Source organism: Pseudomonas sp. CYM-20-01 (genome assembly GCF_023169845.1).
GTDB lineage: Bacteria > Pseudomonadota > Gammaproteobacteria > Pseudomonadales > Pseudomonadaceae > Aquipseudomonas > Aquipseudomonas azotoformans.
Map to the genome: position 1 here is coordinate 2,478,212 of NZ_AP025169.1, position 25,390 is coordinate 2,503,601.

Sequence of the window (25,390 nt, forward strand, 5' to 3'; positions counted from 1 at the left end):
GTGCGCCGCGACGCATAGGCGGTGTCACGTCATCTGGATCAGCGTCTTCATGATCGTGCTTTCGGTGGAGATGGTTTTCGCGTTCGCCTGGTAGTTGCTCTGGGCCTTGATCAAGTCGACCAGTTCGTTGGTCAGGTTGACGTTGGAGTTCTCCAGGGCATTGGCCTTGATCGCGCCGAGGGTGCCGGCTTGCGGGGTGTCATAGCCCGGTTGGCCGGAGGCGAACGTCTCTCTCCAGGCGGTGCCGCCGGCCGGTTGCAAGCCTTGTTCGTTGTTGAAGCTGGCCAGGGAAACCTGGCCGACGGCCTTGCTCTGCTGGTTGCTGAAGGTGGCGAACAGCACGCCGTTGCCGTCGATTTTCAGGCCGGTGATCTGGCCGGTGGCATAGCCATCGGTGACCGGCGGGTTACGGTAGCTGGCCGAGTTGTACTGGGTGATGTTGGCCAGGTTGACGGCGATGCCGGTTGGGTTGGCATCCGCACCGTTGGCCTTCCACACGCCGTTGGTCACCGTCCCGGGGACCCAGCCGGTGAGGGTCAGGGTCTTGTCGGATACGCCTGCGGTTACGACGCTGGTGAGCTTGCCCGCGCCGTCAAAGGTCAACGTGGACGGCACCGGTGGCGTGGACGGTGTACCGGTGGGCGCCGAGCCGTTCGGGTTGCGCCCGTCGATCAGGGTGTAGGCGTTCCATTTGTTGCCGTCGGTTTTCACCAGGTACTGCACCATCGGGTGGGCATTGCCCTGGGAGTCATACAGGGTGGTGCTGTACTGGGTGCTGAAGGTGCTGGTGTCGTTCGGGTTGAACGGCTTGGCCACCTGGTCGATCACGGGCATCGACGCATTCAGGTTGCTGGTCGAATCGACTTTGGTCGACGCCTTGGGCGGCAGGCTGGCCAGGTTCAATTGCAGGTCGACCAGGCCACCCTTGGCGATCTTGCCGTTGGCGTCTGCCCCGTAGCCTTGCAGGCGCGAGGTGCCGGTGTTGTTGGTGATGTAGCCGTCCTTGTCGGCCCGGAAGGCGCCGCTGCGGGTGTACTCCAGCGAACCGTCGCTTCTTTTCTGGACGAAGAAGCCGCCGCCCTGGATACCCATGTCCAACGTACCGCCGGTGGTGTTGACGTCACCCTGGGTGAACCGTTGGGACACCGCCGCCAGGTTCACACCGTTGCCGATGCTGTTCTGGCCGGTGCCCAGTCGGGTAGCGGCGTAGATGTCCGCGAATTCCGCACGGGATGCCTTGAAACCGCTGGTCGCGACGTTGGCGATGTTGTTGCCCGTGACGTCCATCTGCTTATTGGCGGCGTGAAGACCGCTAAGGCCAATATTGAAAGACATATCAACTCCTTCTGGTGCCGTTTCTGGTCGAGGCTGGGGAAGGGCTGAGTGTGCGCACCGCGCATGGACGTTCGGGGGAGGCTGTGTGGAGAAAGCATGGAGGCCGGGATTTATTTACCCGGCGCCCCCTCAGAGATCGCGCATCAATAGGCCAAAACGCAGGTCCATTTCGGCCGGAAGTGGCAGGTACACGGTGTGCCCATCTCCCGGCGCGACCTCGATGGCGTCGCCCTTGGCGTTGTGCAGGGTGGCCAGGTCGAAGTGGAAGTTGCCGGTGGGAGTCATCAATTCCAGGTGATTGCCCACGGCGAAGCGGTTCTTCACCTTGACCTCGGCCAGCTCGCCCCGGCGCTCGCCGGTCAGTTCGCCGACGAATTGCTGGCGCTCCGACACCGAGCTGCCGTGCTGGTAGTTCTGGTACTCATCGTGCACATGCCGGCGCAGGAACCCTTCGGTGTAGCCGCGCTGGGCCAGGGATTCGAGGTTGGTCATCAGGCTGCGGTCGAAGGCGCGGCCGGCCACCGCATCGTCGATGGCCTGGCGATACACCTGGGTGGTGCGTGCGCAGTAGAAGTGCGACTTGGTGCGGCCTTCGATCTTCAGCGAGTGCACGCCCATGTGGGTCAGGCGCTCCACGTGCTGCACCGCGCGCAGGTCCTTGGCGTTCATGATGTAGGTGCCGTGCTCGTCTTCGAAGGCCGGCATCTGTTCATCGGGGCGGTTGGCTTCCTGCAACAGAAGCACCTGGTCGGTCGGCGCACCAATGCCCAGGGTCGGCTCGCAGTGCTGGACGATATCGCCGGTGGCGTTTTCCACTGCCGGGGTGGCCTGGTATTTCCAGCGACACGCATTGGTGCAGGTGCCCTGGTTGGCATCGCGCTTGTTTATATAGCCCGAGAGCAGGCAGCGCCCGGAATAGGCCATGCACAGGGCGCCGTGCACAAACACCTCCAGCTCCATGGCCGGCACCTGTTGGCGGATTTCCTCGATTTCTTCCAGGGACAACTCCCGCGACAGGATCACCCGGCAGATCCCTTGCAGCTGCCAGAACTCGACGCTGGCCCAGTTCACCGTATTGGCCTGCACCGACAGGTGGATCGGCATCTGCGGGAAGTGCCGGCGCACCAGCATGATCAGCCCGGGATCAGACATGATCAGCGCATCCGGGCCCATGGCGATCACCGGGGCGAGGTCCTTGAGGAAGGTCTTCAACTTGGCGTTGTGCGGCGCAATGTTCACCACCACGTAGAAACGCTTGCCCAGGGCATGGGCTTCCTGGATGCCGAGGGCCAGGTTGGCGTGGTCGAACTCGTTGTTGCGTACCCGCAGGCTGTAGCGCGGTTGGCCGGCGTACACCGCATCGGCGCCATAGGCGAAGGCGTAGCGCATGTTTTTCAGGGTGCCGGCGGGGGCAAGCAGTTCGGGGGCTAGGATGGAAGGCATGGGCACGGGTCGCAAAAGGTGGCGAAGGTAGCCGAGCGGCGAGGGCGGTTCATTGATCCAAGTCGTGCTTTGCGCATTTTTGTATCGCTGTGTATCGGCAAGGGCTGTGGATACGTATCGATTTATCCGCGCGGTTTTCCGACACAGGCGCGATACCTCGCCCGGTCTTAATGGGCGCCCCGTATCAATAAGGTGATCACCATGCTCTTCGTCGCATTCCTGGGCGGCATCCTGACCGTTCTCAGCCCTTGTATCCTGCCGGTGGTGCCGTTTCTGTTCGCCGGCGTCGACCGCAGTCGCCGTTCGATCCTGTTGACCCTCGGCGGCATGGCGCTGACCTTCGCACTGATTTCCAGCCTGGCGGTGGTCAGCAGCGAATGGGTGATACAGGCCAATAACACAGGCCGTCATGTGGCGCTGATCGTGATGGGGTTGTTTGCACTGTCGCTGATCTCGGCGCGGGTCGGTGGCTGGCTGGCACGGCCCTTCGTGTTGTTGGGCAACCGTATCGATCCTGACAGCCGTGCGCTGTCGGGTCCGCTCAAGTCGGTCATGATCGGTGTCGCCACAGGCCTGCTGTGGGCGCCCTGCGCCGGGCCGATCCTGGGGGTGATCCTGACCGGTGCCATGCTGCAAGGCGCCAATGCGCAGACCAGCCTGTTACTGGTGGCCTACGGCCTGGGCAGCGCCTTGTCCCTGGGCGCCCTGATCGTTGCCGGGCGCGGCCTGGTCAATCGCCTCAAGGCCTCCATTCCGCTGACCGGTTGGCTGCGCCGTGGGGCAGGGGTGGCGGTACTGGCAGCGGCCGTGGTGATTGCTACCGGTGCTGACAAGATCCTGCTCGCCGGCACTTCGTCCGCAGGCGTTGGCAGCCTGGAAAAAGGGCTGCTGGAAAACGTGCCCAAGGTGTTGGATTACCTGGTGAGCAAGGTCAAGGCCGATCCGCAGGACAATCCACGGGGCGCCATGCCGTCGCTGGGCGGCGCGGTCGAGTGGCTCAATTCAGCTGAACTGACCCGCGAATCCTTGAAAGGCAAGGTGGTGCTGGTGGATTTCTGGACCTACGACTGCATCAACTGCCAGCACACCCTGCCGTACGTGAAGGCCTGGGCGAAAAAGTACGCGCAGGACGGCCTGGTGGTGATTGGCGTGCATACCCCGGAATACGGCTACGAGCGCATCATCGGCAACGTCAAGGACCAGGTGCGCAAGTTGGGTATCACCTACCCGGTGGCGATCGATAACAACTACGCGATCTGGCGCAGCTTCGATAACCAGTACTGGCCCGCCCATTACCTGATCGACGCCAAGGGGCAGGTGCGCTACACGCATTTTGGTGAAGGCCGGTACGAGGCCCAGGAGCAGATGATCCAGACGCTGTTGAATGAGGCCAAGGCCACGCAGTGATAGGGTCTACGCTTGTTCGATAACCAACGGCACTCCCAGGAATCGCTGCGGACTAAGCAACAGGGCCGATACCGGCCCTGTGCTTTTCTGACATGGACCGGACATGAATCAAACCAACCTGCAATTCAAGACCCTGCTGTTGCTGCTGGGCCTGGTGACCATCGCGTTTATCTGGATATTGCTGCCGTTCTACGGCGCGGTGTTCTGGGCAGTGATCCTCGGCATCATCTTTGCCCCGATGCAGCGCCGACTGCAGCAGCGCTTTGGCTGGAACCGCAACTTCACTTCGCTGGCGACCTTGAGCGCCTGCCTGGTCATCGCGATCCTGCCGGTGATCATCACCAGTGCCTTGCTGGTGCAAGAGGGGGCGACGCTCTACAAGAACATCGAGAGCGGCAAGCTGGACGTGGCCGGGTATATCGAGCAGTTCAAGAACGTGTTGCCGCCGTACTTCCAGCACCTGCTGGACCGCTTCGGCATGGGCAACCTGGAGGGCTTGCGCGAGAAGATCGTCAAGAGCGCGATGCAGGGCAGCCAATTCTTTGCGACCCAGGCGTTCAGCTTCGGCCAGGGCACGTTTGATTTCCTGGTGAGTTTTTTCATCATGCTGTACTTGCTGTTCTTTCTGCTGCGCGATGGCCCGGAGCTGGTGCGCAAGGTGCGCACGGCGGTGCCACTGGCCGAGCCGCAGAAGCGGCGGTTGCAGCTCAAGTTCAACCGGGTGGTGCGCGCCACGGTCAAGGGCAATGTGCTGGTGGCGGTGACCCAGGGTGCGCTGGGCGGGCTGATTTTCTGGTTCCTGGACATTCCCAGTGCGTTGCTCTGGGCGGTGCTGATGGCGTTTCTGTCGTTGCTGCCGGCCGTGGGCGCCGGGATTGTGTGGGGCCCGGTGGCCGTGTACTTCCTGCTGAGCGGTGCGATCTGGCAGGGCGTGGTGCTGGGGCTGTTTGGCGTATTTGTGATTGGCCTGGTGGACAACGTGCTGCGCCCGATCCTCGTGGGCAAGGACACCAAGATGCCGGACTACCTGATCCTGATCTCGACCCTGGGCGGCCTGTCGGTGTTTGGCCTCAATGGCTTTGTGATCGGGCCGCTGGTGGCGGCGCTGTTCATGTCCAGTTGGGCGCTGTTCGTGGAGAGCAAGCCGCGAGTCAAACTGCCACTACCCTGAACATCAGGCGTGGAGCTTGAACGTCGAGGTGTGTTGCAGTTGTTTTTCGGCATCGGACAGGGAGGTCAGTGGGCCGCTGATGGCTTCCCCATCGCGTACCAGGTACCAGCAGGCGAGCAGACCCAGCTTGCGAAGCGGGGCGGGGACGGCGCTGCCGATGACGGACATGATTTGTACTGTGGGCATAAAGACCTCCAATCGCTGTTGGGGGCACTTTACGGCGCAGGCTGGCGTAGGAAAAATCAACTGTCTCGATAGTCGACATCGACGCGAGGCGTCAGTCCACGACCTGATCAAGCATGTTCACCACTTCCTGCTCACTGAGCAGCCCCTTGCGCACCAGGTTTTCCGCGAGCAACGCGAGGAACTTGGCGCTGCGGTGGCCTTCCAGGTGCTTGAGTTCCGTGAGGGCGCTGTAGACCTTGCTGGACGTACAGAGGCCGGCGGTGCGGTGCGGGTTTTGCGTGGGCATGGTCAGTCGTCCTTGTTGTTATTGGGTGGACAATCTCGATAGTGGGAGTGTTTCGTGACACAAACATGACAGCGCAAGGCCTGTTCGGGCAAGTAGACATTGGTGTTGATGATGTGCGATTACGCGCTGGGCATTGTCCCCAGAGCGACCTTGACGCCCTGAATCCGGACTTTCCAGGCAAAAAAAGGCCCCGCAATCACGCGAGGCCTGTTTCGAACGATCTGGTTACCAGCCGCGGCCATAGTAACCGTGAGGAGGGCCGTAGTAGCCACGGGGCGGACCGTAATAGCCACGCGGTGGGCCGTAATAGACCGGCGCCGGGCGGTAGTAAACCTGTTGCTGCACATACACCGGCGGTGGCGGTGCGTAATAAACCGGCGGCGGCGCGGCATATACCGGTTGCGGTTGCACATACACCGGCTGCTGCACATAGACCTCACGCGGCTGGCTGGCAACCACGGAGCCCACGACAGCGGCGCCGACTAAAGCACCCAATACGGCCGGGCCACCCCAACCACCACCGTGGGCGGAGGCTTGGCCTGCCATCGCGAGTGCGCCAACCAGCAAGGCGATCTTGGGGATTGTACGAATCATGGTCATTCCTCGGTTAGCCCCAGCGCTTGTGGTCTGCAATCAATAGACTCAAGTAATGTCGCGGGGATACTTTTAAGACAACGTATTTCTGAAAAACAGCACGGCCGCTAGGTAAAGGTTGTGTAAGGTCTGTACCGATTTGCTTACTCAAAGGAGTTACCCATGCAGATGCACCCCAACAAGGACACCCAACTGTGCATGTCGCTGTCGGCGCGCCCTGGGAATTTCGGCCTGCGTTTTCATAACCATCTGTACGAACAGCTGGGCCTGAACTTCTACTATAAAGCCTTCAGCAGCCGGGATTTGCCCGGCGCGATTAGTGGTATCCGGGCGTTGGGCGTACGCGGTTGCGGGGTTTCCATGCCGTTCAAGGAAGCCGCCATTGCCTTGGTGGACGAACTCGACGATTCGGTTCAAGCCATCGACTCCCTGAACACCATCGTCAACACCGACGGGCACCTCAAGGCCTACAACACCGACTACATCGCCATCGAGCAGTTACTCAAGAAGCATGCGGTGCCAAAGGACTCGACCTTCGCCCTGCGTGGCAGCGGCGGCATGGCCAAGGCCGTGGCCAGTGCCTTGCGCGATGGCGGCTACGCCCATGGCGTGATCGTCGCGCGCAACGAGACTGCGGGCCGGGCGCTGGCGCAGAACCTGGGGTATGAATGGCGGGAGGAACTGGGCGACCTGCGCCCGCAGATGCTGATCAACGTGACGCCCATCGGCATGACGGGCGGGCCTGAGGCGGATGCATTGGCATTCGACGCCGATGCAGTGGATTCTGCCGAGACGGTGTTCGACGTGGTGGCGATCCCCGCCGAAACCCCGTTGATCGTGCGTGGACGTGCCCAAGGTAAACGCGTGATTACCGGGCTTGAAGTGATTGCGATCCAGGCGTTGGAGCAGTTTGTGCTCTATACCGGGGTGCGACCGACGCCGGAGCAGTTCGCCAAAGCCGTGGCGTTCGCCCGAACCTGAAGAACCCCGAATATCATATGTGGGAGGGGGCTTGCCCCCGATAGCGGTAGCTCAACAATGAAATTATTGACTGGCACACCGTCATCGGGGGCAAGCCCCCTCCCACATTTTTTCCGCGTTACAGCGGTTCCAATTTGGCCAGCCGCTCTTCCAACAGTGCAATTCGCGCTTCGAGTTCTTCGATGCGTTCGACAGACACGCCACTGACACCCCCGCGCTCCATCGGATTGCCCCGCGCCGCGATGATCGCCTCGATATCCGCCGGATCGCCCAATGCATGGGTATAACGATCTTCACGCTGCCCCGCCTGGCGCGGCACCAGCAACGCCAGCCCCCGCGCAATCAGGCGTTCCAGCTGGTGCACGACCTGCTCGGCATCTTCAAAATCATGCATGCGCCCGCTGCGCGTCAGCAGTTCATTGACGGTTTGCGGCCCGCGTAAAAACAGCAGCCCGGTCAGGATCACCTGGGCCGGCACCAGTTCCAGCGCCTTGTCTACACGGTGTTCCCAGCGGTCGGCACGGCTGCCCATCACCAGGCGGGTGAAACCCTGGCCTTCGAGTGCGCGCAGGCTCTGGCCGACCTGGCCCGGACTCAGGTTCATCACCGGCTCGCGGCTGGTCTTCTGGTTGCAGGCCAGCACCAGGGCGTTGAGGGTCAGGGGGTAGGTTTCCGGGTTGGTCGCCTGTTTTTCGATGAGGCAGCCCAGGATGCGGATTTCCGTGCTGTTCAGGCGCGGCTCAGGGGTGTCGGTGTCGTGCTCGGCGGTCATCGCGCGTTCCCTATGCAGTGGAGGTCCTTAGCCTAAGCCGGAAAAAATAAAAGACAAGCGCCCGGCATGTCTATAATCGCCGCTGGTTCAAACCGTGCCATAACCATGAGACTGCCATGACTATTTCCCTGTACGCCGCCTCCATCCCGGTCTTCAAGCAAATGCTCACCGCCCTGAGCGGTGTATTGACCAAGGCCGAAGCCCACGCCAGCGCCAAGAACATCGAGCCGAACGCCTTGCTGCAAGCGCGCCTGTTCCCGGACATGTTCCAACTGGTGCGCCAGGTGCAGATCGCCGTCGACTTCGCCAAGGGCGTTTCCGCGCGCCTGGCCGAGATCGAAGTGCCTAAGTACGAAGACAGCGAAGTGACCTTCGCCGACCTGCAAGCGCTGATCGCCAAGGTCCTGGCCTTTGTCGACACCATCACCCCTGAGCAGATCGACGGCAAGGAAGGCATCGAGATCATCACTCGCCCAGGCACGCCGAAAGAGAAGCGCTTCAGCGGCCAGGCCTACCTGCTGACCTACGGCCTGCCGCAGTTCTTCTTCCACGTCACCACCGCTTACGCGCTGCTGCGCCATAACGGCGTGGAAGTGGGCAAGCGCGATTACATGGGCGCTTTCTAAGCACGCATAAAAATCTATGGTCACCCCCATTTTTGCAATACTGATTAACGGGTGGTGTGGTTGGCTTGCTTAAATCTATCCGGCGTCTGTTTGGGGCTTGCCCCAGCGCCACGATGAGAGTCGCGCCTGACGATCCTTAAAAACCCGTCGGCTTCTGAAGCCGATTTTTATGTCAGGATCTTCGCCAGGCCGGTAGGCCGTTCACGTCATCCGTTGTTCAGCTATCGCAAAACCTGAAGGGTGAGTCGTGGTACTGCAACAACCGCAGGGTCAGGCGTTCAAGGCGTCTGGCCCTGCTTCATATTGCGCATGATGAGCCGCTATCGCCCAAGCGATACGCGCCAGTTTGTTGGCCAGGGCACAGGCCACCACATTCGAGTGTCGTCGGCGCAGCAGCGCTCGCACCCAGTCGGCCAAAGCCCCTTTCTGGTGATCCAGCCGCTGCATGTAAACCCTGGAGCATTGCACCAACAGTTGTCGCAGGTGCTTGTCACCTCGCTTGCTGATCCCCAACAAATTGGCTTTGCCGCCCGTGCTGTACTGTCGCGGCACCAAGCCCACTGAAGCCGCAAAATCGCGACTGCATCGGTATTGCTTGCCATCGCCCATTTCTACAGCCAGAAGGCTGGCGGTGATCGGGCCGACACACGGCATGCTAAGCAAACGACTCCCCAGATCATCGTCGGCCAGCTGGCAAGCCAGTTCTTTGTCCAGTTCCTTGATCCGTTCATCCAGGTAAACGAAGTGATCGTGCAGGCGTTGCAACAGCACTGTCAGCCGCGCAGGCAGCTCATGCTCGGCCAAAACAGCTGCCAAACGCTTCATGATGGCTAAGCCTTTGGGCAGGCTGATGCCAAATTCCAACAGGAAACCGTGCATCTGATTGGCTGTCTTGGTGCGGTCATGCACCAACGACTCGCGCATGCGATGCAGAACAGACAGGGTTTGCTGAGACTCGGTTTTAGGCGTGACGAAGCGCATGGACGGACGAGAAGCCGCCTCGCAAATAGCCTCTGCGTCGATAAAGTCGTTTTTGTTGCCCTTGACGAAAGGGCGGACAAACTGCGGTGAAATCAACTTGGTCGTATGCCCCATCGCCGCAAGCTGACGGGCGATGAAGTGAGAGCCGGCACAGGCTTCCGTTACCACGACGCAGCTCGGCAAGTTGCCGAAGAACCGCATCATCTGCGCTCGCGAGAGCTTTTTGCGAAACACCTCGCGGCCCGATTTGTCTTGGCCGAGAAGGTGGAAATTATGTTTGCCGAGATCGATCCCGATCAGTGCTGACTCGCTCATGATGATGGCCTCCGAAAACAAAACACCCTGTGAAAGCGTAGCCCTCACAGGGTGTTGGGGGTGACCATCTCATTAACCGGGGCGGTTCTTGTAGGAACCGTCCCGGTTTTTTTGTGCGCGACGGTTAAGCCGGCTGTTCTTCCTTGCCCAGGCACGCGGCGGCGGTGAACAACACATCGGTGGACGAATTCAGCGCGGTTTCCGCCGAATCCTGCAACACACCGATGATGAAACCGACCGCTACCACCTGCATCGCAATCTCACTGGGAATGCCGAACAGGCTGCACGCCAGCGGAATCAGCAACAACGAACCGCCTGCCACGCCGGAAGCACCGCACGCACAGATGGCCGCAACCACACTGAGCAGCACCGCAGTGGGCAGGTCGACGGCGATGCCCAGGGTGTGCACGGCGGCCAGGGTCAACACGGTGATGGTGATCGCCGCGCCGGCCATGTTGATGGTGGCACCCAGTGGGATCGACACCGAGTAGGTATCTTCATGCAGGCCCAGGCGTTTGCTCAGCGCCAGGTTCACCGGGATATTGGCTGCCGAACTGCGGGTGAAGAACGCGGTAATGCCGCTCTCACGCAGGCACATCAGCACCAGCGGGTAAGGGTTGCGGCGCAGTTTCCAGAACACGATGGCCGGGTTGATCACCAGCGCCACGAACAGCATGCAGCCGATCAGCACCACCAGCAGGTGGGCGTAGCCGAGCAGGGCACCGAAGCCGGAGGTGGCCAGTGTGGAGGCGACCAGGCCGAAAATGCCCAGCGGTGCAAAGCGGATCACCACGCGCACGATCAGGGTCACACCGTTGGACAGGTCTTCCAGCACCGCCCGCGTGGTCGGCGCGGCGTGGCGAATGGCAATGCCCATGCCGATGGCCCACGCCAGGATGCCAATGAAGTTGGCATTCATCAGCGCGCTGATCGGGTTGTCCACCACGCTCAGCAACAGGCTCTGCAACACTTCGCCGATGCCGCCGGGCGCGGTCACCGCTGCGTCATGGGTCGCCAGCACCAGCGAAGAGGGAAACCACATGCTGGCAACTACCGCCACCACGGCGGCGGCAAAGGTGCCCAGCAAATACAGGAACAGGATCGGCTTGATATGGGTTTCCTGGCCATGCTTATGGTTGGCAATGGATGCCATCACCAGCACAAACACCAGGATCGGCGCCACGGCCTTGAGCGCGGAAACAAATACCTTGCCGATAAACCCGGTGGAGCGTGCCACTTCGGGGAGCAGCAGGGCCAACAGGATGCCGGCGATCAGGCCGATGACGATTTGCGTGACCAGGCTGACGCGGGCCAGGCGTTGCAGGAGAGAGGGGGCAGCAGTCATAAACACTTGTCTCTAGTTTTTTTAGGGCGCAGCTACTGACTCGGAAAGGGCTGTAGGACGCGGATCGCGAAGTCTAGCATGCTGTGGGAAAAGTCCTTGGCGGTGCGGCATTGCGTCACCCGCTTGCCCAGGCCTTGGCCAAATCTGGACATACTCTGATAAGATTCTGTTCTCTCATCTTTCCTCTCCGTCAGCGGGCCCTTCGGGTTGTCGTTGATGTCGTCGTTTCTGGAGTTTTCATGTTGTTTCCCATCCTGCTGCTGTCAGCCGCCGGCTTTACCGTGCTGACCACAGAATTCGTGATCGTCGGCCTGTTGCCGTCCATCGCCCGCGACTTGAATGTCAGTGTGTCCCAGGCCGGGCTGCTGGTGACCTTGTTCGCGTTTACCGTGGCGGCGTTTGGTCCGTTTCTGACGGCGTACTGTGCACGTTTCCCACGCAAGCGCCTGTTTATCAGCATCCTGATCCTGTTCGGTGTGGCCAATACCGTGGCGGCCCTGGCACCGAACATCTGGGTGATGGCGCTGGCGCGGTTGATCCCGGCGCTGGGTTTACCGGTGTTCTGGGCCCTGGCCAGCGAAACGGCGGTAGACATCGTCGGCCCCGAATTCGCCGGGCGCGCCATCGAGAAGATCGGCTTTGGTATCGTCTGCGCCACGGTATTCGGCATTCCGGTGGGCACGCTGATTTCAGATATGTTCGGCTGGCGCAGCGCGTTTGCCATCCTCGCGGTGATCGCGCTGGCCAAGGCCTTGCTGCTGTCTATCTACCTGCCGGTGACCCAGCCGAAGAACGATGAAGTGACGTTGCGCGCGCAGTTCAAGATCCTGCGCAACCCGCTGATGCAGGGGCATATCCTGCTGTCGATCCTGGTGTTCAGCGGCATGTTCACGGCGTACACCTACCTGGCGGACATCCTCGAGCGCCTGGCCGGGTTCGACGGCACGCTGGTGGGCTGGTGCCTGATGGGCTTCGGTGCGGTCGGCCTGATCGGCAATTCGCTGGGCGGACGGGCGGTGGATCGCCACCCGTTGATCGCGTCCATGGTGTTCTGTGGGTTCATGATCGCCGGCATGGTCGCGCTGGTGCCGGCGATTCATTCGAGCATCGGCCTGGCGGCGGCGATGGCCGTGTGGGGCGTAACCCAGGCGGCGATGTTCCTGGTCAGCCATGTGCGCCTGATGAAGGCCGCGCCCCATGCGCCAGCGTTTGCTGCGTCGCTGAACATCGCCGGGGCCAACCTGGGCATCGGCCTGGGCGCCATGGTCGGCGGCCATGTGATCGACACCCTCGGCCTGGGCAGCCTGGGCTTTGCGGCGTCCGGGTTTATCCTGGTGTCGATCCTGCTGGCGTTGTGGCTGATGACCGCCAAGCAACCGCTCACCTCCGGCGCCTGAGCCGTCAGGGCAGGGTGGTGAATAGCTCGCGCCGGGCACCTTCGGTAATCGCCACGATGCCGGGGTGCTTGACCTTGCGTTCCACCGAGATCGCGTAGAACGACTCGGTCACGGCCACGGTTTGGCCGATCAGCGCCACGCCGTACTGGCGCACCACCTCGTCGGCAATCACGCTGGGGGCGATAAAGATCCCGCTGCCGGATTGGCCGAATGCCTGCATCAAGGCGCTGTCGTCGAACTCGCCGATGATCTTCGGTTGAATCTGTTGCTCGGCGAACCAGCGCTGCAAACGGCTGCGTACCACGGTTTCCGCGCCCGGAATCAATAGCGGCGCGCCGTGCAGGCACTGCGGGAAATCCCCTCCGTATTCGTTAGCCAGGGCCTGGGTGGCGAAAAAGCTGATGCCACATTCGCCCAACTTCTGGCTGTAGCCCTTGATGTCTAGGTGCGTGGGCATGGGGCTGTCGGAAATCACCAGGTCCAGGCGCTGGATTGCCAGGTCGGCCAACAGGCGTTCGAGTTTGTCTTCGCGGCAGGTAATGCGGATCGGCTCGCTCAACTCCATGGTCGGTGCGATCAGCCGGTAGACGATGGACTTGGGCACCACGTCCGCCACGCCGACGCGGAACAGGATCTGCTGTTCGTCGGGCTGCGCGCGCAGCATCGCCTCCAATTCATTGCCGGTCTGGAACATCTGCTCGGCATAGGGCAGGGCCTGGCGCCCGGCTTCGGTCAGTTCCAGCTGCCGGCCAACGCGCTGAAACAGCGCGATACCGAAGGTTTGCTCCAACAGGCTGATCTGCCCGCTGATGGTCTGGGGCGTGAGGTTCAACTGCTCGCACGCACGCACGATGCTGCCGGTCTTGGCCACCACCCAGAAGTAGTGCAGTTGTCGATAATTGAGCATGCTCGCCATCACTTCGTAAAAATCGAAGTATACACGAGAAAAATACGAATTTTACTGAACTGTTTGCCTGCATAGAATGCCTCGCTATCGCGGGGCCACTATTTGGACCCAAGGGTTCTAACGAGGAAGACATCATGAAACTCAATTCCCTGGGCGCGGCATCCTTGCTTGCGCTTTCATTGGTAGTGGTCAGTGGTTGTGATCAGGTCGAGAAAAGCGCACAGCAGGTGTTGGGCAAGGCCACCGAATCGGCCAAGCAAGCGATCGATGACACCCACAAGGCTGCCGAACAGGCATTGAGTGAAGCGACCAACGGCCTGATCAACCCGCAGAAGAAGGATGATCAGGAAGAGAACGAAACCGAATCGAACAGTAAAGAAGCCTAAATTCCCGCTCAACGTCAGGACTGACCTATGGATTACCTTTTACAACTGGCCGCCAGCCCCACCGCCTGGATTGCCCTGGCAACCTTGATCGTGATGGAGATCGTGCTGGGCATCGATAACCTGATCTTCATCTCGATCCTCACCAACAAGTTGCCAGAAAAGCATCGGGCCAAGGCGCGACGCATCGGTATCAGCATGGCGTTGGTGTTGCGGTTGGGCCTGCTCAGCACCATCGCGTTCATCGTACAACTGACGGCGCCGGTGTTCGAAGTGTTCGGCCAGGCGTTTTCGTGGAAGGACATGATCCTGATCGCCGGTGGCCTGTTCCTGGTGTGGAAGGCCACTACCGAGATCCATCACAGCATGGACCCGGAGCCTGAAGAGAAGGAAACCAACGCCGGCAACGTCGTGGCCATCGGCTTTGCCGCGGCCATCGGGCAGATCCTGTTGCTCGACCTGGTGTTCTCCATCGACAGCATCATCACCGCTGTGGGCATGACCGAGCACTTGCCGATCATGATCATTGCCGTGGTGACCTCGGTGATCGTGATGCTGGTGGCGGCCGAACCGCTGGCCAAGTTCATCAACGACAACCCGACCGTGGTGATGCTGGCCCTGGGCTTCCTGATCATGATCGGCATGACCCTGATCGCCGAAGGCTTCGGCGCCCATGTACCGAAAGGCTACGTGTACGCGGCCATGGCGTTCTCGGCGGCCATCGAATGTTTGAACATCGCCCGGCGTAACCGCCACCAGCGTTTGCTCGCTGCCCGGCAGTAACCGCTGAAACCAAACGGCCGGCTGCGCTCAGATGAGTCCAGCCGGCTTTTTGCTGTCTGTTAGAATTCGCGCACTTGATAGCGTGAGGTCCTACATGAACGAGCCGATTCGTCTTACCCAGTACAGCCACGGCGCGGGGTGTGGCTGCAAGATATCGCCCCAGGTGCTGGAAGTGATCCTTGCCGGCAGCGGCGCACAGAACCTCGACCCCAAGCTGTGGGTGGGCAACGCCTCGCGTGACGATGCGGCGGTCTACGCCATCGACGACGAGCGCGGCGTGGTCTCCACCACCGACTTTTTCATGCCGATTGTCGATGACCCCTTCGATTTCGGGCGGATTGCCGCCACCAATGCCATCAGTGATATCTACGCCATGGGCGGCGATCCGCTGATGGCCATCGCCATTCTGGGCTGGCCGGTGAACGTGCTGGCGCCGGAGATTGCCCGCGAAGTGATCCGTGGCGGCCGTTCAGTGTGCGACGAAGCTGGCATTCCTCTGGCGGGTGGCCACTCCATTGATGCACCTGAGCCGATCTTCGGCCTAGCCGTGACCGGCATCGTGCAAAAACGCCATATGAAGCGCAACGACACGGCCACCGCCGGTTGCCGGTTGTATCTCACCAAGCCCATCGGCATCGGCATCCTCACCACCGCCGAAAAGAAGGGCAAATTGCGCGAGGCGGATATCGGCCTGGCCCGCGACTGGATGTGCACTCTGAACAAGCCCGGCAGCCGTTTCGGCAAGTTGGCGGGGGTAACAGCGATGACCGATGTCACCGGTTTCGGCTTGTTGGGCCACCTGGTGGAAATGGCTGACGGCAGCGGCGTGACCGCACGTATCGAATACGCCAAGGTCCCACGCCTGGCCGGGATCGAGGACTACCTGGATCAGGGCTGTATGCCCGGCGGCACTTTGCGCAACTTCGATAGTTATTCGAGCAAGGTGGGACGCTTGCAGGAACTGCACAAACGCGTGCTGTGCGACCCGCAGACCAGCGGCGGCCTGTTGATCGCCGTCACGCCTGAGGGCGATGCCGAATTCCACAGCGTGGCGACTGAACTGGGCCTGGTCCTGGAACCTATCGGCGAACTGGTCGAGCGACAGACCCACGCGGTTGAGGTGATTTGATGGCAACCGATATCACCGACTACCGCGACATTTTCCTCAACGACCGGCCGATGATGGATACCCGCGCGCCGGTCGAATTCAGCAAGGGCGCGTTCCCGGGGGTGATCAACCTGCCGCTGATGACCGACGACGAACGCCAGCGCGTCGGCACCTGCTACAAGCAGCAGGGCCAGCAGGCCGCCATCGTGCTCGGGCATGAGCTGGTTTCCGGCGCAATCAAGGCCGAGCGCATCGAGCAGTGGGCGCGGTTCGCCCAGGCCAACCCCGAGGGCTACCTCTACTGTTTCCGTGGCGGGCTGCGTTCGCAGATCGTGCAGCAATGGCTCAAGACCGAAGCCGGCATCGAGTATCCCCGTGTCGGTGGCGGCTACAAGGCCATGCGTACGTTTTTGCTGGAGACCGTCGAGCACGCCGCCACGCAGTGTGACTTCGTGCTGCTGGGCGGCATGACCGGTACTGGCAAGACCGAAGTCCTCGGCCAGTTGCGCAATGCCCTGGACCTGGAAGGCCACGCCAACCATCGTGGCTCCAGCTTCGGCAAGCGCGCCACGGCGCAGCCGTCCAACATCGACTTCGAAAACCGCCTGGCCGTGGACCTGCTGAAAAAGCGTGCCGCGGGTATCGAGCAGTTCGTGGTCGAGGATGAAAGCCGCATGATCGGCAGTTGCGCGCTGCCGCTGGCGTTGCACAAGGGCATGCAGACGTTCCCGATGGTGTGGCTGCAGGACAGCGTAGAGGGGCGGGTCGAGCGCATCCTGCGCGACTATGTGGTGGACCTGTGCGCCGAATTTGTCGAGGTGTTCGGCGATGCCGGCCAGGCGCTGTTCGCCGAGCGCCTGACCCAGAGCCTGGGCAATATCCATAAGCGCCTGGGCGGCGAACGCTTCCAGCGCTTGCAGGCGATCTTGCAGTCGGCCCTGGCGGAGCAGGCCCGCAGCGGTGATGTGCACCTGCATCGCGCCTGGATCGAAGGGCTTCTGCGTGAATATTATGACCCGATGTACGCCTTCCAGCGTGAAAGCAAAGGCGCACGGATCGAGTTCGCAGGGGAGCAGGGCGCCGTGGTGGAATATTTGCGCGAGCGCGCGCTGATCAGAGGATAGCCGCGCCGATCAACCCACACACCACCCCCACCAACATCGTTAAGCCTGCCACCGTCACCAGCACCCGCGCATCGAAGTCCTTGCGCAGCATCAGCAGGGACGGCAGGCTCACGCTCGGCAGGGTCATCAGCAAGGCCACGGCCGGGCCGGTGCCCATGCCCAGGGTCATCATGGTTTGTACGATGGGGATTTCGGCAGCGGTGGGAATCACGAACAACGTGCCGACAATCGCCAGCGGCACCAGCCATACCAGGCTGTTGGCCATGGCGCCGTCGACATGGGGGAATAGCCACACCCGTGCGGCACCCAGGATCAACACGGCCAGGATGTACACCGGGATCGTGCTCCAGAACAACTGCCACAGGGTCCGCAGCCAACGGCCGAGGAACGGCTGGGACTCAACCGCGCTGACCTCGGCCACTGCGCCCAGCGCCGCTTCCGGCACCTGGTCCGGGCGGGCGATACGTTGCGCGATCAGCGACACGCCCACCACCAGCACAATGCCCGCCACCAGCCGCAATGCGGTGAAGCCCCAACCCAGCACAAAGCCCATGAACACCAGGGTCGCCGGGTTCAGCACCGGGTTGGCGATCCAGAACGCGAGTGCCGCGCCCACCGATACCTGCTGCCGACGCATGCCGGCCGCGACCGGAGCCGCGCAGCAACTGCACATCATACCCGGCAGGGCGAACAGCCCGCCGCGTACAGTCGAACCCAGCCCGGCACGGCCGAACAGGCGCAGCAGCCAGTCGCGGGGGATCAGCACTTGCAGGAGGGAGCCCAGGATCACCGCCAGCACGGCAGCCTTCCAGATCGCCAGGAAGTACACCTGGGCATACGCCAGCGCAGCCGCCAGGGGCGAGCTTTGCTGGTCGTTGAGAATCGAGGCGCCAATGCTGTGGTTATCGGCGGCGACGAAGGCCTTGAAGTAATAGGGCGACCACTTCACGTAGTAGAGGCCGACGCAGGCGACCAGCAGGAACAGCGCTGGTTTCCACCAGAACGACCAGCCCCGGTTGGGCTGGGTGGAGGCGAGGTTGGGCATGGTGATGATCCGCAGATGAGTCAATAGCGGCGCATCATACGCCCTCAGCTCTCGGCGCTCACCTGGGTAGGTTGCGGGCAGGTTTCTTCGCCATTGTTCAGGCCCTGCTTGTAGTTGCGGCTCAGCAGCGAGGCCTTGCCGTTGTGCCAGGTCAGTGTCAGCACATACAGCGTGTCGTAGTCGCTGCCGGACCAGTCGTCGGTGATGGTGTGTTTTTCGCCGGACGCTTCGCTCGCCACCTTGTTGATCAGCTCCGGCAGGTAGCCGTGGGACCAGGCGGTGTAGATGATGGAGTTGTGGTACTTGTCTTCGACCAGCTCGTCGGCGAGGGCACTGGTGTCATTCGCGGAAAACTTGATGTTGACCGGCAGGCCGAGCTTGATCGCGCTGGGGCTGATGGTCATCAGCGGGCGAATATAGCTGTAGGAATTGTCCAGCTCGCCTTCCTCCACATTGCGTGTCGGGTTGGCGGCGAAGACGAAATTGGCCTTGCCGAACTTTTCTGGCAAAACCGTGGCCAGGTTCATCGCCCGGTTGAGACCCTGGCAATTGAGCTGGCCCAGGCCACCGGCGGGTTTTTCACCGTGGCGCAGGAAGACCAGGGTTTGCACGCCGTCAACCTGGTCGGCGTTGCTGATCCGTGACTCCAGGCTCAGATCGATAGCGCCGCCGACCAACAATAGCGGCAACAAAATGTAGGAATAGCGTTTCAGTCGTTGTACTAGGCGCAGAGGCTTGATCGTCATTGTAGGTTCGAGTCTTCATGCGTCACGTTAAGGCAGACACGCCTGGCCACGATGACGCCTGGGGCGCCTGCGGTGTTCCCTGTCGAAATAACGAGGTGCCTCCATTCACCGCTTGAGCGCAGTTAAGAGTGCCCAAGGGCGTATTGGTTCGCCCTAACGGGATAATAGCCAGCAGTTGTTGCGTATTGATGACCCATGCAGGACGCTCGCCAGATGACTATCATGGGGGCTTTCAGCACACACATAGGGCTTCCCGATGAACCCACTTGCCGCTTTCCCGATCAATAGCAAATGGCCCGCCCAGCATCCCGAGCGCCTGCAACTGTACTCGCTGCCAACCCCCAACGGGGTAAAAGTGTCGATCATGCTCGAAGAGCTCGGCCTGCCCTATGAAGCGCATAAAGTCAGCTTCGAGACCCAGGACCAGTTGTCTCCCGAGTTCCTGTCGCTGAACCCCAACAACAAGATCCCCGCGATCATTGACCCTAATGGCCCCAGCGGCCAGCCGCTGGCGTTGTTCGAGTCCGGCGCGATCCTGATCTACCTGGCGGAAAAATCCAGCCAGTTGCTCTCCGAGGACCCGGCGACACGTTATGAAACCATTCAATGGCTGATGTTCCAGATGGGCGGCATCGGCCCGATGTTCGGCCAGCTGGGCTTCTTCAACAAATTCGCCGGCAAGGCCTACGAAGACAAGCGCCCGCGTGACCGTTACGCCGCCGAATCCCGGCGCCTGCTCGACGTGCTGGAAAAACGCCTGCTGGGCCGTACCTGGATCATGGGCGACGAGTACAGCATCGCCGACATCGCCACCTTTCCGTGGGTCCGTAACCTGATCGGTTTCTACGAATCCGGTGACATTGTCGGCATTGCCGACTTTCCAAACGTACTGCGCGCGCTGGATGGTTTCGTCGCACGGCCGGCGGTGATCCGTGGCCTTAATATTCCGAGTTGAAGCATGCCGACTTTCGATTTCAAACAGCTGGACGTGTTCAGCCGCGTGCCGCTCAAAGGCAACCCGCTGGCAGTGGTGTTCGCTGCCGACAGCCTCAGCGACCAACAGATGGCGGATTTCGCCAACTGGACCAACCTCAGTGAAACCACGTTCTTGCTGACGCCGCGTGATCCTCGGGCGGACTACCGGGTACGGATTTTCACCACCTTGACGGAGCTGCCTTTTGCCGGGCACCCGACGTTGGGCAGTTGTTATGCCTGGCTGCAGGCAGGGGGTGTTCCCAAGGGTGAGGAGATAATCCAGGAGTGCGAAATCGGCTTGGTGCGTATCCGTCGCCAAGGCGATGAACTGGCATTTATCGCGCCGCCGTTATTGCGCGCCGGTGCCGTGGACGCGCCGTTGCTGGAGCGTGTGCGCCTGGGCTTGGGCCTGGAGCCCGGGGTCATCGTGCGCAGTCAGTGGGTGGACAATGGCGCCGGCTGGCTCGCGGTGATGCTGGCAGACCGCGACCAGGTCCTGGCGTTGCAGCCGGACTATGCGCAACTGTTGGGGCTGGCCGTGGGTGTGATCGGCCCCTGTGAAGCCGGGCGCGACGATGTGGACGCGCAATTTGAAGTGCGTGCCTTTATCGCCGGCGACGGCGCCCAGGAAGACCCGGCCACCGGCAGCTTGAACGCCGGCCTTGCGCAATGGTTGCTCAGCGAGGGCCTGGCCCCCGAGCGCTACGTGGTCAGCCAGGGCACGGCTATTGGCCGGGCAGGGCGGATCGGCGTTGAGCGCCAGGGCGATGAAATCTGGATCGGTGGTGCTGTTTCGGTGTGCATCGACGGGCGTGTACAGCTCTAGATCAATAAATTGTTACCGCCCACGCAATACACTATTGGCCCCTCGGCGTTTGTGCTGCCGGGGCCTGGGGGCATAAGCTTTCGCCCCAAAGATTTTCTGCCTTGCGATAGGACCACCATGACCAGCCAGTTCCCCCAAGCCCGTCCACGCCGCCTGCGCCGCTCCCCGGAGCTGCGTGGCCTGTTCCAGGAAACCGAATTCACCCTCAACGACCTGGTGCTGCCGATTTTCGTCGAAGAAGAAATCGACGACTTCGTGCCGATCACCAGCATGCCGGGCGTGCAGCGCATCCCTGAGAAGAAACTGGCCGGCGAGATCGAGCGTTATGCCCGTGCCGGCATCAAGTCGGTGATGACCTTCGGTGTGTCCCACCACCTGGACGCCAGCGGCAGCGACACCTGGAAGGAGCGCGGCCTGGTCTCGCGCATGTCGTCGATCATCAAGGATGCCGTGCCGGAAATGATCGTGATGTCCGACACCTGCTTCTGCGAATACACCGACCATGGCCACTGCGGTGTGATGCACGGCGCCCATGTCGATAACGACGCGACGCTGGTTAACCTCGGCAAGCAGGCCGTGGCCGCTGCCCGTGCCGGTGCCGATGTCATTGCCCCTTCGGCGGCGATGGACGGCCAGGTCCAGGCGATCCGCCGTGCCCTGGATGACGCCGGTTTCACCCATATCCCGATCATGGCTTACTCGACCAAATTCGCCTCGGCCCTCTACGGCCCGTTCCGCGAAGCCGGCGGCAGCGCGCTCAAGGGCGACCGCAAGAGCTACCAGATGAACCCGATGAACCGCCGCGAAGCCGTACGTGAATCGCTGCTGGACGAACAGGAAGGCGCGGATGCGCTGATGGTCAAGCCGGCCGGTGCCTACCTCGACATCATCCGTGACATCCGCGAAGCTTCGCGCCTGCCGGTAGCGGCGTACCAGGTGAGCGGCGAATACGCGATGATCAAGTTCGGCGCCCAGGCCGGGGCGATCGATGAGGACCGCGTGGTGCGTGAGACCTTGGGCTCGATCAAGCGCGCGGGTGCGGACTTGATCTTCACCTACTTCGCGATGGACCTGGCGTTGGCCGGGATCTAGAACCACAACAGGTAAAATGTGGGAGGGGGCTTGCCCCCGATTGCGTTGGATCAGTCTACACATACAGTGACTGATACTCCGTCATCGGGGGCAAGCCCCCTCCCACATCAACAGTGCCCGGCCCGTCGTCGCCCAAGGATGTCCCATGTACTCAAGCCGCCTGATCCTGTGCCTTGCCACTTTGATGGTACTGGCCGGTTGCTCCACCACGCGCAACCCGCAACAGCCGCAGCGCAGCGAGGCCGAGGTGAAGGCGCAGGTCGTGCGCCTGCTGCCGGTCAAGGTGGCTGATCGCGAGGGCTGGGCCCAGGACATCTACACGGCCTTCAACACCCAGAACATCTACCCCAGCACGGAAAACATCTGCGCCGTGCTGGCGGTGACCGAGCAGGAGTCGACCTATCAGGTCGACCCGCCGGTGCCCAACATGGGCAAGATCGCCCAGGACGAAATCCTGCGGCGTGCCGGCAAAGTCCATGTGCCGGCGTTTGTCGTGCGCAGCGCCCTGCAACTGCGCTCACCCAGCAGCAAGACCTACGTCGACCGCCTCAATGCTGCGCGCACGGAGAAGGACCTGAGTGGCATCTTCGATGACTTCATCAGCATGGTGCCCCTGGGCAACACGTTGTTTGGTGGTTTCAACCCGGTGCATACCGCAGGCCCGATGCAGGTGAGTATCGACTTTGCACAGAAACAGGCGCGGGGTTATCCCTACACGGTGGATGGCACAATTCGTCGCGAAGTCTTCACCCGTCGTGGCGGCATGTACTTCGGCATTGCGCACTTGCTGGGTTACCCGGTGAGCTACGACCGGCCGCTGTATCGCTTTGCCGATTTCAATGCCGGTTGGTACGCCAGCCGTAATGCCGCGTTCCAGGCTGCCGTCAGCCGCGTCTCGGGCACCGAACTGGCCCTGGATGGAGATCTGATTCGCTACGGCTCGCTGCTGCCCGGCACCACCGAGTTGGCGGTGCGTTCATTGGGCGCGAAGCTGGACATGCGCAACCCCAGCATCCGTAGCCAGCTGGAGCAGGGCGAGCAACTGAATTTCGAGGAAACCACCCTGTACAAACGCGTGTTTGCCCTGGCCGACAAGGCCGCCGGCAAGCCGATGCCACGGGCCATCCTGCCGGGCATCGTGCTCAAGAGTCCCAAGATCACCCGTAACCTGACCACGGCGTGGTTTGCCCAGCGGGTGGATGAGCGCTATCAGCGCTGCCTGAAGCGCTGATCAGGTGCGGCGTTTGACAAAACGCCGCCACAGACACACCCACAACCACAGCACCGGGAACGCCAGGATCACGAACGGCAGCACATAGCTTGATCGCTCCAACGCGTCGGCGGTGCCGTCGACCAGGTTGTCGCCCAGGTTGCTGAACATCCGGCTGAACCGCGATTGCTGATTTGCCCCGTCAGAGGAGCGGAAATTCAGCGTCACCCGGTTAGTGTCCAGGCGACGTTGCTGGCCGGCAGCAACCTGGGCCAGTTCCTGTAGCTCGTTTTCTATGCCGGCCTGTTCCTTGCTCAAGGCGATCAGGTCACTGACGGTGATGTCCTTGCGCTTGGCCAACTCATCCAGTCGTTGTTGTTGAGCCTGCAGGCGGTCCTGGCGGCGGCGTACGTCGGCGACGGCATCGGCCAGGTCCTCGGCGGTGGTGATGCGCTGGCCGAGTGTGCCGCCTTCAGCCGCCATGGCGACCATCGGTTCGACACCGGTTGGCGCGATGCGCAGGATGATCTGGCCGCCACTGCCGTCTTCGGTGATGCCGAGGATATTGCAGGCGCCAAAGCGCGCGGTTTCGCAGGCTTCGCGGGTGGCCTGCATGCGCGGCGCGAGCAGTGCACCAGGCAGGGCCAGGCTCAGCTCATGCTCGTAGGCCAGTTGCGCGCCCGCGCGGCTTTGTTCGCCGTTGATTACCCGTGCGCGGGACTGATCCTTGGGCGAACAGCCGGCAACGGCCAGCGCTGCCAGCAGGAACAGGAGATAGGGTTTTGGCTTGCCGTCCAGATGGCGCATTGCGGTTCCTTGGCAGGTACGGGGGAATTTGACGGCGATTAAAGCGGGTCTGATGGATTAACGCAAAGCATCGGAGGGGATTTGTGCGGCTGATGGTGATGGCCGTTGCCGTTGATTACAGCAAGCATGACCTTGGATTACTCGGGCGCGGTGCAGGTGGGGGAGAAGGTGGTGGCGCGGGCGAGTGCGGTGTTTGCGGTGCCACAGCCTCAGTGAGGCAGATAAAGAAAAGGCCTGGTTTTCGTGGAACCAGGCCTTTTCTGTGTTGCTCTTTTTCCAGAGGGCTGCTGCGCAGCCCGACGCGGGGCAAGCCCGCTCGCCACAGCAAGCTAGCTCACCACGGCGAGCCTGCGCCTACCGTCAGGCGCGCTCGAGGGCGAGGGCTACGCCTTGGCCGCCGCCGATGCACAGGGTCGCCAGGCCTTTCTTGGCATCGCGCTTGATCATTTCGTGCAGCAGCGTTACCAGCACGCGGCATCCCGAGGCGCCGATCGGGTGGCCGATGGCGATGGCGCCCCCGTTGACGTTGACCTTGTCGGCGTCCCATTCCAGCTCTTTGCCCACCGCCAGGGATTGCGCGGCGAAGGCTTCGTTGGCTTCGATCAGGTCCAGGTCGCCCAGGCTCCAACCGGCTTTGTCCAGGCAACGGCGGGTGGCCGACACCGGGCCGATGCCCATGATCGCCGGGTCGACGCCGGCGTTGGCGTAGCTGGCAATGCGCGCCAGTACCGGCAGGCCGAGGGCCTTGGCCTTGTCGGCGCTCATCAGCAACACCGCAGCGGCGCCGTCGTTGAGGCTGGAGGCGTTGCCGGCGGTGACGCTGCCGTCTTTCTTGAACGCCGGTTTCAGCTTGCCCAGGGATTCGGCAGTGGTGCCGGCGCGTGGCTGTTCATCCACGGCGAAGGCCACCGGGTCGCCTTTGCGCTGGGGGATCAGGATCGGTGTGATCTCATCGACAAACCGCCCCGCCTCGATAGCGGCAGCGGCTTTCTGCTGGGAGGCAGCGGCGAACGCATCCTGGGCTTCACGGCTGATGCCGTACTTGTCCACCAGGTTCTCGGCAGTGATGCCCATGTGGTAATCGTTGAACGCGTCCCACAGCCCATCGGTGATCATGCTGTCGATCATCTTGGCGTGGCCCATGCGCAAACCGGTGCGCGCGGCGGGTAGCACGTACGGAGCCAGGCTCATGTTTTCCATGCCGCCGGCGATGATTACCTCGGCGTCGCCGCAACGGATGGCCTGGGCGCCCAGGTGCAGGGCCTTGAGGCCCGAGCCGCAGACTTTGTTCAAGGTCAGGCTGGGCACCGCGTGGGGCAGGCCGGCCAGGATCGACGCCTGGCGCGCCGGGTTCTGGCCTGAGCCTGCGGTGAGGACCTGGCCGAGGATCACTTCATCCACTTCGGCCGGGTCGAGGCCGGTCTGCTCCAGCAGGCGACGGATCACGGCGGCGCCCAGTTCCGGTGCCGGAATGTTCGCCAGCGAACCCTGGAAGCTGCCCACGGCGGTGCGGGTGGCAGCAACAATCACGACGTCTTGCATGGA

26 protein-coding genes and 1 pseudogene are annotated in these 25,390 nt (G+C 61.9%); 14 read left to right on the top strand and 13 right to left on the bottom strand.

Features of this window, described 5'->3' with window-relative positions:
* Window positions 1–24 precede the first annotated feature (24 nt).
* Window positions 25–1,335 (bottom strand): flagellar hook protein FlgE, encoded by a 1,311-nt coding sequence (gene flgE, locus M2497_RS11315; protein ID WP_248487519.1) that lies wholly within the window; start codon window positions 1,333–1,335, stop codon window positions 25–27.
* Window positions 1,336–1,464: 129 nt separating this feature from the next.
* The gene (yegQ, locus tag M2497_RS11320; RefSeq protein WP_248487521.1) at window positions 1,465–2,778 is read right to left on the bottom strand and encodes a tRNA 5-hydroxyuridine modification protein YegQ; all 1,314 of its coding nucleotides are present in this window, start codon (window positions 2,776–2,778) and stop codon (window positions 1,465–1,467) included.
* A gap of 201 nt (window positions 2,779–2,979) precedes the next feature.
* On the opposite strand from yegQ, the gene M2497_RS11325 reads away from it, so the two are divergent.
* Together M2497_RS11325 and M2497_RS11330 are read left to right on the top strand one after the other, a co-directional pair.
* Entirely contained in the window at window positions 2,980–4,185 is a 1,206-nt protein-coding gene (locus M2497_RS11325) for a cytochrome c biogenesis protein DipZ (protein ID WP_248487523.1), read from the top strand.
* A 103-nt stretch (window positions 4,186–4,288) separates the two neighbouring features.
* Window positions 4,289–5,356, top strand: a complete 1,068-nt coding sequence (locus tag M2497_RS11330; protein WP_071495113.1) for an AI-2E family transporter — start codon at window positions 4,289–4,291, stop codon at window positions 5,354–5,356.
* Between the two features lie 3 nt (window positions 5,357–5,359).
* Here the strand turns inward: M2497_RS11330 and M2497_RS11335 are convergent, their stop codons facing one another.
* The 3 genes from M2497_RS11335 to M2497_RS11345 form a co-directional block, all read right to left on the bottom strand.
* Window positions 5,360–5,542: a hypothetical protein gene (locus M2497_RS11335; RefSeq protein WP_248487524.1), complete on the bottom strand. Its 183-nt coding sequence runs from the start codon at window positions 5,540–5,542 to the stop codon at window positions 5,360–5,362.
* Between the two features lie 91 nt (window positions 5,543–5,633).
* Entirely contained in the window at window positions 5,634–5,828 is a 195-nt protein-coding gene (locus tag M2497_RS11340; RefSeq protein ID WP_010211349.1) for a hypothetical protein, read from the bottom strand.
* 225 nt (window positions 5,829–6,053) lie between these two features.
* Entirely contained in the window at window positions 6,054–6,428 is a 375-nt protein-coding gene (locus M2497_RS11345; RefSeq protein ID WP_016980060.1) for a hypothetical protein, read from the bottom strand.
* 156 nt (window positions 6,429–6,584) lie between these two features.
* On the opposite strand from M2497_RS11345, the gene M2497_RS11350 reads away from it, so the two are divergent.
* Window positions 6,585–7,403 (top strand): shikimate 5-dehydrogenase, encoded by an 819-nt coding sequence (locus M2497_RS11350; RefSeq protein ID WP_248487525.1) that lies wholly within the window; start codon window positions 6,585–6,587, stop codon window positions 7,401–7,403.
* Between the two features lie 118 nt (window positions 7,404–7,521).
* Here M2497_RS11350 and M2497_RS11355 read toward each other — a convergent pair whose 3' ends face one another.
* Complete coding sequence (locus tag M2497_RS11355; protein WP_248487526.1) at window positions 7,522–8,175, bottom strand: DUF480 domain-containing protein; 654 nt, start codon at window positions 8,173–8,175, stop codon at window positions 7,522–7,524.
* 116 nt (window positions 8,176–8,291) lie between these two features.
* Between M2497_RS11355 and M2497_RS11360 the strand changes: the two genes are divergently transcribed.
* Window positions 8,292–8,801, top strand: coding sequence for a DUF1993 domain-containing protein (locus M2497_RS11360; RefSeq protein WP_248487527.1), 510 nt, complete (start codon window positions 8,292–8,294; stop codon window positions 8,799–8,801).
* Window positions 8,802–9,071: 270 nt separating this feature from the next.
* On the opposite strand, the gene M2497_RS11365 is transcribed toward M2497_RS11360, so the two are convergent.
* Entirely contained in the window at window positions 9,072–10,097 is a 1,026-nt protein-coding gene (locus M2497_RS11365) for an IS110 family transposase (RefSeq protein WP_058426805.1), read from the bottom strand.
* Window positions 10,098–10,221: 124 nt separating this feature from the next.
* Window positions 10,222–11,442, bottom strand: coding sequence for a serine/threonine transporter SstT (sstT, locus tag M2497_RS11370; protein ID WP_248487528.1), 1,221 nt, complete (start codon window positions 11,440–11,442; stop codon window positions 10,222–10,224).
* 239 nt (window positions 11,443–11,681) lie between these two features.
* Here sstT and M2497_RS11375 point away from each other — a divergent pair, with 239 nt between their 5' ends.
* Complete coding sequence (locus M2497_RS11375) at window positions 11,682–12,839, top strand: MFS transporter (RefSeq protein ID WP_248487529.1); 1,158 nt, start codon at window positions 11,682–11,684, stop codon at window positions 12,837–12,839.
* Between the two features lie 4 nt (window positions 12,840–12,843).
* On the opposite strand, the gene nhaR is transcribed toward M2497_RS11375, so the two are convergent.
* Window positions 12,844–13,746 (bottom strand): transcriptional activator NhaR, encoded by a 903-nt coding sequence (gene nhaR / locus M2497_RS11380; RefSeq protein WP_248487531.1) that lies wholly within the window; start codon window positions 13,744–13,746, stop codon window positions 12,844–12,846.
* A 134-nt stretch (window positions 13,747–13,880) separates the two neighbouring features.
* Between nhaR and M2497_RS11385 the strand changes: the two genes are divergently transcribed.
* From M2497_RS11385 to mnmH, 4 genes are all read left to right on the top strand, one after another.
* On the top strand, window positions 13,881–14,132 hold the full coding sequence (locus M2497_RS11385) for a hypothetical protein (protein ID WP_248487533.1): 252 nt from the start codon (window positions 13,881–13,883) through the stop codon (window positions 14,130–14,132).
* A gap of 27 nt (window positions 14,133–14,159) precedes the next feature.
* Window positions 14,160–14,912, top strand: a complete 753-nt coding sequence (locus M2497_RS11390) for a TerC family protein (protein WP_058425591.1) — start codon at window positions 14,160–14,162, stop codon at window positions 14,910–14,912.
* Between the two features lie 94 nt (window positions 14,913–15,006).
* Entirely contained in the window at window positions 15,007–16,041 is a 1,035-nt protein-coding gene (gene selD, locus M2497_RS11395; RefSeq protein ID WP_248487535.1) for a selenide, water dikinase SelD, read from the top strand.
* Entirely contained in the window at window positions 16,041–17,144 is a 1,104-nt protein-coding gene (gene mnmH, locus M2497_RS11400) for a tRNA 2-selenouridine(34) synthase MnmH (protein ID WP_248487537.1), read from the top strand. The genes selD and mnmH overlap by 1 nt, the downstream gene beginning before the upstream one ends.
* Here the strand turns inward: mnmH and M2497_RS11405 are convergent.
* Both M2497_RS11405 and M2497_RS11410 read right to left on the bottom strand, forming a co-directional pair.
* On the bottom strand, window positions 17,134–18,189 hold the full coding sequence (locus M2497_RS11405) for a permease (RefSeq protein ID WP_248487539.1): 1,056 nt from the start codon (window positions 18,187–18,189) through the stop codon (window positions 17,134–17,136). The two genes, mnmH and M2497_RS11405, sit on opposite strands and share 11 nt — an antisense overlap.
* A gap of 44 nt (window positions 18,190–18,233) precedes the next feature.
* Window positions 18,234–18,935, bottom strand: a complete 702-nt coding sequence (locus tag M2497_RS11410; protein ID WP_058425588.1) for a hypothetical protein — start codon at window positions 18,933–18,935, stop codon at window positions 18,234–18,236.
* Window positions 18,936–19,191: 256 nt separating this feature from the next.
* On the opposite strand from M2497_RS11410, the gene M2497_RS11415 reads away from it, so the two are divergent.
* From M2497_RS11415 to M2497_RS11430, 4 genes are all read left to right on the top strand, one after another.
* On the top strand, window positions 19,192–19,890 hold the full coding sequence (locus M2497_RS11415; protein WP_058425587.1) for a glutathione S-transferase N-terminal domain-containing protein: 699 nt from the start codon (window positions 19,192–19,194) through the stop codon (window positions 19,888–19,890).
* Window positions 19,891–19,893: 3 nt separating this feature from the next.
* Window positions 19,894–20,736 (top strand): PhzF family phenazine biosynthesis protein, encoded by an 843-nt coding sequence (locus M2497_RS11420; RefSeq protein ID WP_248487541.1) that lies wholly within the window; start codon window positions 19,894–19,896, stop codon window positions 20,734–20,736.
* A gap of 117 nt (window positions 20,737–20,853) precedes the next feature.
* Entirely contained in the window at window positions 20,854–21,828 is a 975-nt protein-coding gene (gene hemB / locus M2497_RS11425; RefSeq protein ID WP_071495098.1) for a porphobilinogen synthase, read from the top strand.
* A gap of 145 nt (window positions 21,829–21,973) precedes the next feature.
* Window positions 21,974–23,059: a DUF1615 domain-containing protein gene (locus M2497_RS11430; protein ID WP_248487543.1), complete on the top strand. Its 1,086-nt coding sequence runs from the start codon at window positions 21,974–21,976 to the stop codon at window positions 23,057–23,059.
* On the opposite strand, the gene M2497_RS11435 is transcribed toward M2497_RS11430, so the two are convergent.
* Window positions 23,060–23,845 carry a DUF4349 domain-containing protein gene (locus M2497_RS11435; RefSeq protein WP_248487545.1) on the bottom strand — a complete coding sequence of 262 codons (786 nt, stop codon included), beginning with the start codon at window positions 23,843–23,845 and terminating at the stop codon, window positions 23,060–23,062.
* A gap of 102 nt (window positions 23,846–23,947) precedes the next feature.
* Here M2497_RS11435 and M2497_RS11440 point away from each other — a divergent pair.
* Window positions 23,948–24,061, top strand: a pseudogene (locus M2497_RS11440) (PaaI family thioesterase); the annotation flags it as partial.
* A 144-nt stretch (window positions 24,062–24,205) separates the two neighbouring features.
* Here the strand turns inward: M2497_RS11440 and M2497_RS11445 are convergent.
* The gene (locus M2497_RS11445; protein ID WP_248487547.1) at window positions 24,206–25,387 is read right to left on the bottom strand and encodes an acetyl-CoA C-acetyltransferase; all 1,182 of its coding nucleotides are present in this window, start codon (window positions 25,385–25,387) and stop codon (window positions 24,206–24,208) included.
* Window positions 25,388–25,390 lie beyond the last annotated feature (3 nt).